This is a genomic window from Methylobacterium sp. WL18 (genome assembly GCF_008040015.1).
Lineage (GTDB): Bacteria > Pseudomonadota > Alphaproteobacteria > Rhizobiales > Beijerinckiaceae > Methylobacterium > Methylobacterium mesophilicum.
The window spans coordinates 1-6,123 of sequence record NZ_VRVD01000276.1 but is presented as its reverse complement, the minus strand read 5'-3'; the positions used below and the strand labels follow the sequence as shown (position 1 = coordinate 6,123).

The window sequence follows — 6,123 nt, the reverse complement described above, 5'->3', positions numbered from 1 at the left end:
GCACCCGGGATGGTGCCCTGGGCCTGGGCGGCCAGCGGCAGCGACAGGGCGAGGGCCGAGGCTGCGATAAGGGTCTTGAAGGTCATACGGGACATCTCCAATCCGTGGCGTTCCGCCGCAGCGAGGCGACGAAGCTCGGGCCGGTAACGCCCGAGCCCCGGATTCGGATGCATCTTTTTTCGCGACGGCGGCGGGCCGCCCGGCGCGATTCCTACGCGTCCTTGGGCATCGCCGACTGGATGAACCGGTCGGAGCCGAGATCCTCCTCGTCGTAGCCCAGCAGCTCCGCCAGGCGGCCGCGGGCACGGCTGACCCGGCTCTTCACGGTGCCGACCTTGCAGCCCATGATCGTGGCGGCCTCCTCGTAGGAGACGCCCTCGGCCCCCACCAGCACCAGCGCCTCGCGCTGGTCCGGCGGTAGCTTGGCCAGGGCCGACTGCAGGTCCTCGACATCGAGCCGGTCGCCCTGGTGCGGGGCCGTGGCCAGCCGCGCCGCGTAGGAGCCGTCCTGGTCCTCGACCTCGCGGACCCGCTTGCGGTGATCCGAATAGAAGATGTTGCGCAGGATGGTGAACAACCACGCGTTGAGGTTGGTCCCCGGCTGGAACCGGGCGCGGTGCTGCCAGCCCTTGAGCAGGGTATCCTGGACGAGGTCGTCGGAGCGGGCGGGGTTCGAGGTCAGCGACAGCGCGAAGGCGCGCAGGGACGGGACGGCCGCGAGCAGGCCGTTGCGGAACTCCGGCTCGATCGCCTCGCCGCGGGCGCGCAGCGCCTCCTCCAGCTTCTCGATCAGGTCGGCGAAGCGGGAGGGCAGCACCTCCTCGCCGATCCGCTCGTAGACGGTGCGCAGGTGCTCGCCGAGATGCGTGCGGATGTTCGGGGCGAGATTCGGGCGGCCATCCCGAAGCGCATCCCGAAGCCCGTCCTCATGCGACAGGGCGGTGTCGGTGTCGTCGCGGGTCATGCGTATCGCGCTCGTCAGCTTATCGTGGCTCGACCTGCGGTCCGGGGCGGTCGAGGCGGATCGCTTGCCGGCCGAACCTCCCCTGAAGTCCGGCCGATGCGCTCCTGTTACGGTCGTTCTAGCGCATCGGGGGGCGGCATGCACCCTCGCTCAGGTGGGACTTAAGATGCCCCGGCCGGTCTCAACAGGCGGATCGCCCCGTCCCGCAGGGTGAGGACGTCGCCGCGAGCGAGGTCGGTCCAGCGCTCGTCCCGGGTGAGCGCCTGGGTGGCGACGACCGTGACCACGTCGCTCTCGGAGGTCTCCTGCGCGAAATTCACCTGCCAATCCTCGTCGATCAGGGTGGCGGTGCCGAACGGCGCGCGGCGGGTGAGGTAGCACAGGCGCTTGCCGCAATGGGCGTAGAGGGTGCGGCTGTCGGTCAGCAGCATGTTGAACACGCCCATGGCGTGCAGGTCGCCCGCGAGATCCGCCACGGCGCGGTCCAGTGTGGCGGGACGGGGCAGGGCCTGGAACCGCGCCTGGAGGCGGCCGAGCATCCAGCAGAAGGCGTGCTCGCTGTCCGTCGAGCCGATCGGCATGAACCCGCCGAGCGGCAGACGCTTCACGCCTTTGAGCTGGCCGTTATGCGCGAAGGTCCACCGGCGGCCCCACAATTCCCGGGCGAACGGATGGGTGTTCTCCAGGCTGACCCGGCCGCGATTGGCCTTGCGCACGTGGGCGACGACGATGCGGCTCTTGATCGGCATGTCGCGCAGCAGCCGGGCCAGCTGCGAGCGGGAGCTCGGCTCCGGCTCGTGGAAGCTGCGGCAGGTGCGCCCGTCGTAGAAGCTGATGCCCCAGCCGTCGGCATGGGGCCCGGTTTCGCCGCCACGCCGGGCCAACCCGGCGAACGAGAAGCGGATGTCGGTCGGCACGTTGGCGCTCATGCCGAGCAGTTCGCACATCAGGATAAAGCCGGAGCCGAGCGGGGACGGGGCGACGTTTAGAGTGCGTGGCGCCGAAGTGGAAGCCGGCCCGGTGCATCGGACCGGATCACGACACTGTGTTGGCGTCGCCTGGTGCCCGGACCATGGAATTCATCGGCTTCACCGCGCCAGATAATCCGTCAGCGTCATGCCGAACATGATGGCGACCCAGAAGAAGCCGATCCCCGAGAACAGCCGGATCAGCGGCGGCTCGTGGATCACCTCCATGGAGACCAGGAGGATCAGCGCCACCATCACGGCGACGACCAGGAGCTCGACGATCCAGACCTTGGCGAAGGGCAGGGTGGTGCCCAGGGTGACGTTGACGGCGAGCAGGGCCAGCAGCGCCAGGAAGGTCAGCACCGGCGTGCGCAGCCGCCGCCGGAGCAGGGCGCGGTCGTCGGCGCTCAGGGTGGCGAGGGGATTGCGCATCCTACCGGTTGACCACGTAGAGGATCGGGAAGGCCAGGATCCAGACCAGGTCGATGAAGTGCCAGTAGAGGCCGTAGACCTCGATCCAGTTCTGGTGCCGGGACAGGAAGCCGGCCTTGGCGGCCATCCAGGTCATGCCGAGCAGGAGCGCGATGCCGGTGAACAGGTGCACGGCGTGCAGGATCGTGGCGACGTAGTAGAGGTTCACGAACAGCCGCGCGGGCGGCGTCTCGGCCAGCGCGAAGGGCCGGCTGCCGAGGAACGGCATCATGTGCTCGGCCCAGTCGGCGTAGTACTCGTAGCCCTTGAGCAACAGGAAGAGGCCGCCCAGCGCCGCGGTGGCGAGCATCGCCCGGACCATGGCGCGCGGCCAGCCGATCCGCGAGAATTCGATCGCCATCGACATGGTCAAGCTGGAGCAGATCAGCACTACGGTGTTGGTGGCGCCGATCCAGAACTTGAGGTGCTTGGCCGCCGCGACGGTCGCCTCGGGGTGCTGGATCCGGACGATCAGCGCCACGAGGAACAGGGCCGAGAACAGTAAGAGTTCGGTGATCAGCCAGGCCCAGATGCCCAGCGTCGCGGCGGCGCGCTGCTGGGCCACCGTCTCGAAATGCCCGGCGCGGGCGACCCCGACGCCGTCTGCCAGCCCTTCGCTCATCCGTGCTGGTCCTGGGCTTCCTGGGCCTGGATCGGGTAATCGTAGGGGATGCGCGGCACCGCCGGCGGCGACAGGAAGTTGTGCTTCGGCGGCGGCGAACCGGTCTCCCATTCGAGCCCCTTGGCGTTCCAGGGGTTGGCGGGCGCCTTGCGGCCGAACCACAGGGAATAGACCAGGTAGAGCATCGGGAAGATGTAGCCGGCGGCCAGGATCGTGGCGCCGGCCGAGGACAGCACGTTGAGGAGCTGGAACTCGACCGGGTAGGTCGCGTAGCGCCGGGGCATCCCGAGATAGCCGAGGATGAACTGCGGGAAGAAGGTCACGTTGAAGCCGATGAAGATCAGCATCGCCGAGACCCGGCCCCAGGGCTCGCTGTACATCCGCCCGGTGAATTTCGGCCACCAGAAGTGCAGGCCGCCCAGGAAGGCCAGCACCGTGCCGCCGACCATGATGTAGTGGAAATGCGCGACCACGAAGTAGGTCGCGTGGATGTGCTGGTTGATGGCGAGCGTGGCGAGGTAGAGCCCGGTGAGGCCGCCGAGCACGAACAGGCCGATATAGCCCATCGCGTAGAGCATCGGCGTATCGAGCCGCAGGCTCCCCTTATGGATCGTCGCGGTCCAGTTGTAGACCTTGACGGCCGACGGCACCGCCACCGCGAACGACAGGGCCGAGAACACCAGCGAGGCCAGGTCGCTCTGACCGTTGACGAACATGTGGTGGCCCCAGACGAAGAAGGTCACCGAGGCCAGCCCGATCGACGCGTAGGCGACGAACCGGTAGCCGAACAGCTTCTTCTGCGCGAAGGCCGGGACGATCTCCGAGATCACCCCCATGCCGGGCAGGACCATGATGTACACGGCCGGGTGCGAGTAGAACCAGAACAGGTGCTGGAACAGCACCGGGTCGCCGCCATAGGCCGGGTCGAACACGCCGATGTGGAAGCCCCGCTCCATGATCAGCAGGATCAGCGCGGTCGTGATCACCGGCGTGGCGAGCAAAAAAATCAGGCTGGTGGCGTAGTGGGCCCAGACGAAGATCGGCAGCTTGAACCACGTCATGCCGGGCGCCCGCATGGTGTGGATGGTGACCACGAAGTTGAGCCCGGTCAGGATCGACGAGAAGCCCACGATGGTGACGCCGATCAGGGCCGGCAGCACCCAGGTGTTCGAGAAGGCGGTGGAGAGCGGCGCGTAGAAGGTCCAGCCGGTGTCGACGCCGCCGAGCACCAGCGAGACCAGGGTGAAGAACGCCCCGGCCATGAACACGTACCAGCTCGTCAGGTTCAGCTTGGGGAACGCCAGGTCCTTCGCCCCGATCATGAGGGGGATCAGGAAGTTGCCGAAGGTCGCCGGGATCGACGGGATCAGGAAGAACCACACCATCACGACGCCGTGGATGGTGAAGGCCTTGTTGTAGGTGTCATTGGTCATGATCGCGCCGTTGGGCACGATCAGCGCCAGCCGGACCACGCCGGCCGCGACCGCCCCGATCACGAAGAAGCCGGTGATCGAGGTCAGGTACAGGATCGCGATGCGCTTGTGGTCGGTGGTGAGGAACCACGAGCGCAGCGTCGAATCCGCGTGAAGGTAGTCGGCCTTGCGCCCGATTGTGGCCTCCGGCGCGTGCGGCTCGCGGCGGGCCGTGCCGCCGACGCTGCCCGATGCGCTCATGGTGTCGCCCTCGTCGCCGTCATGGAGTGGCCTGCGCGGCCTTGCCGGAGGCCGGCGCCGTGTAGGATTTGAGAAAATCGATGAGCGTCCCGAGTTCGTCCTCCGGGATCCGGCCGGCGAAGCTCGGCATCACCTGCTTGTAGCCCTCGGCGAGCCGGTCGCCGTTCGGGTTCAGGATCTTTTCGCGCAGCCAGGCGTCGTCGGCCGTCACCGTGCGGCCGTCGGCGAGCTTCACTTGGCTGCCGTAGAGGCCGGCCAGGCTCGGGGCCTTCACGGCGGAGCCGGGATCGTGGCAGCCGGCGCAGCCATAGGCCTCGTAGAGGGTGCGGCCGGCCGCGACCTTGCCTTGCTGCGCGCCGGCATGGGTCAGCCAGTCTTGGTAGTCGCCGGGATTCATGAAGCTGATCTCGCCGCCCATCACCGAATGGTCGGTGCCGCAATATTCGGAGCAGTAGAGGTGGTAGGTGCCGATCTTGTCGGCCTTGAACCACAGGTCGGTGTAGCGGTCGGGGAGCGCCGCCACCTGCAGGCGCAGGGCCGGCAGGTAGAGGGCGTGGATCACGTCCTGGCTGATGATGCGCAGGCGGATCGGCTGCCCGATCGGCACGTGCAGGTCGTTGATCTCGGCCTGACCGGTGGGATGCTGGAACTTCCACATCCATTGCCGGCCGATCGCCTCGATCACCATGGCGTCCGGCGGGGCGTTCTTCGAGGCGATGAACACCCGGGCGCCCCAGACGAAGAAGATCAGCGTCAGCAGGAACGGGATCAGCATCCAGCTGATCTCGATCAGGTTGGAGCGGATGCCGGAGGGGCTGCGGTCCGCCTCCGAGCCCTCGCGGTAGCGCAGGGCGAAATAGGTGATCGCCACGAAGACCGGCACGGTCAGCAGCAGGGTCAGGACCGTGAAGGCCAGGATGAGCAGGTCCGTCTCGGTCGCGGTGCCGGAGACCGCGGCGGGCCAAAGCTCCAGGGCTGCGTGGTTCGGCGTCATCCTGCCTACCGTTCCGGCGCGTCGAGGGAGCGGCCGACGACGAGGTCCATCGCCCGATCGACCGGAATGCGGGCGCGGGTGCGGGCCGGATCGCTGTAGCCGTAGCCGGAGAGCCGCGCCTCGGCCGCGGCCCGCTGACGGTCGAGGTCGGCGTAGGGATCCGCCTGGAGGTTCGGCGGCGGCGGCGTCAGCGGCGCGGTCTGCTGCTTCGTCAGCGTCGGCAGGGCCCGCCGCTGGCTCGCGCTGAACGCGCCCATCATCCAGACCATAGTGCCGATCACGCTCAGGACGGACAGCGCCAGGCCCGCCATCACCAGCGCGGTGTTGCGGACCTTGACGTCCCGGGTCTCGTATCCGGGATCGTCGGGGTCGCGCGGGGCGTTGGCGGGCTTGCCCGGCGCGATGGCGCTCCCCGGGCGAGCGCCGAGCAG

Annotated in this window: 7 protein-coding genes; all 7 read right to left on the bottom strand. The window is 68.2% G+C overall.

Annotated features, from left to right (window positions below):
• Positions 1-211: 211 nt before the first annotated feature.
• The 7 genes from FV228_RS18100 to FV228_RS18070 all read right to left on the bottom strand — a co-directional run bounded on the left by FV228_RS18100 (position 212) and on the right by FV228_RS18070 (position 6,123).
• Entirely contained in the window at positions 212-964 is a 753-nt protein-coding gene (locus tag FV228_RS18100; RefSeq protein ID WP_147855899.1) for a NepR family anti-sigma factor, read from the bottom strand.
• A gap of 161 nt (positions 965-1,125) precedes the next feature.
• On the bottom strand, positions 1,126-1,911 hold the full coding sequence (locus tag FV228_RS18095; protein ID WP_147855898.1) for a class II glutamine amidotransferase: 786 nt from the start codon (positions 1,909-1,911) through the stop codon (positions 1,126-1,128).
• Positions 1,912-2,052: 141 nt separating this feature from the next.
• A complete protein-coding gene (locus tag FV228_RS18090; protein WP_147855897.1) occupies positions 2,053-2,364 on the bottom strand; it encodes an oxidase in 312 nt (103 codons plus the stop codon).
• A 1-nt stretch (position 2,365) separates the two neighbouring features.
• The gene (locus FV228_RS18085; RefSeq protein ID WP_147855896.1) at positions 2,366-3,025 is read right to left on the bottom strand and encodes a cytochrome c oxidase subunit 3; all 660 of its coding nucleotides are present in this window, start codon (positions 3,023-3,025) and stop codon (positions 2,366-2,368) included.
• Entirely contained in the window at positions 3,022-4,698 is a 1,677-nt protein-coding gene (locus FV228_RS18080; protein ID WP_147855895.1) for a cbb3-type cytochrome c oxidase subunit I, read from the bottom strand. Before FV228_RS18080 ends, FV228_RS18085 begins: the two co-directional genes overlap by 4 nt.
• 19 nt (positions 4,699-4,717) lie before the next feature.
• The gene (gene coxB / locus FV228_RS18075; protein ID WP_147855894.1) at positions 4,718-5,692 is read right to left on the bottom strand and encodes a cytochrome c oxidase subunit II; all 975 of its coding nucleotides are present in this window, start codon (positions 5,690-5,692) and stop codon (positions 4,718-4,720) included.
• Between the two features lie 5 nt (positions 5,693-5,697).
• Complete coding sequence (locus tag FV228_RS18070) at positions 5,698-6,123, bottom strand: hypothetical protein (RefSeq protein WP_246693943.1); 426 nt, start codon at positions 6,121-6,123, stop codon at positions 5,698-5,700.

Excerpts from the sequence above, each read along its gene's own strand:
- FV228_RS18080 (WP_147855895.1), bottom strand. The coding sequence starts at position 4,698 with ATGAGCGCATCGGGCAGCGTCGGCGGCACGGCCCGCCGCGAGCCGCAC.
- coxB (WP_147855894.1), bottom strand. The coding sequence starts at position 5,692 with ATGACGCCGAACCACGCAGCCCTGGAGCTTTGGCCCGCCGCGGTCTCC.
- FV228_RS18100 (WP_147855899.1), bottom strand. The coding sequence starts at position 964 with ATGACCCGCGACGACACCGACACCGCCCTGTCGCATGAGGACGGGCTT.
- FV228_RS18095 (WP_147855898.1), bottom strand. The coding sequence starts at position 1,911 with ATGTGCGAACTGCTCGGCATGAGCGCCAACGTGCCGACCGACATCCGC.
- FV228_RS18085 (WP_147855896.1), bottom strand. The coding sequence starts at position 3,025 with ATGAGCGAAGGGCTGGCAGACGGCGTCGGGGTCGCCCGCGCCGGGCAT.
- FV228_RS18090 (WP_147855897.1), bottom strand. The coding sequence starts at position 2,364 with ATGCGCAATCCCCTCGCCACCCTGAGCGCCGACGACCGCGCCCTGCTC.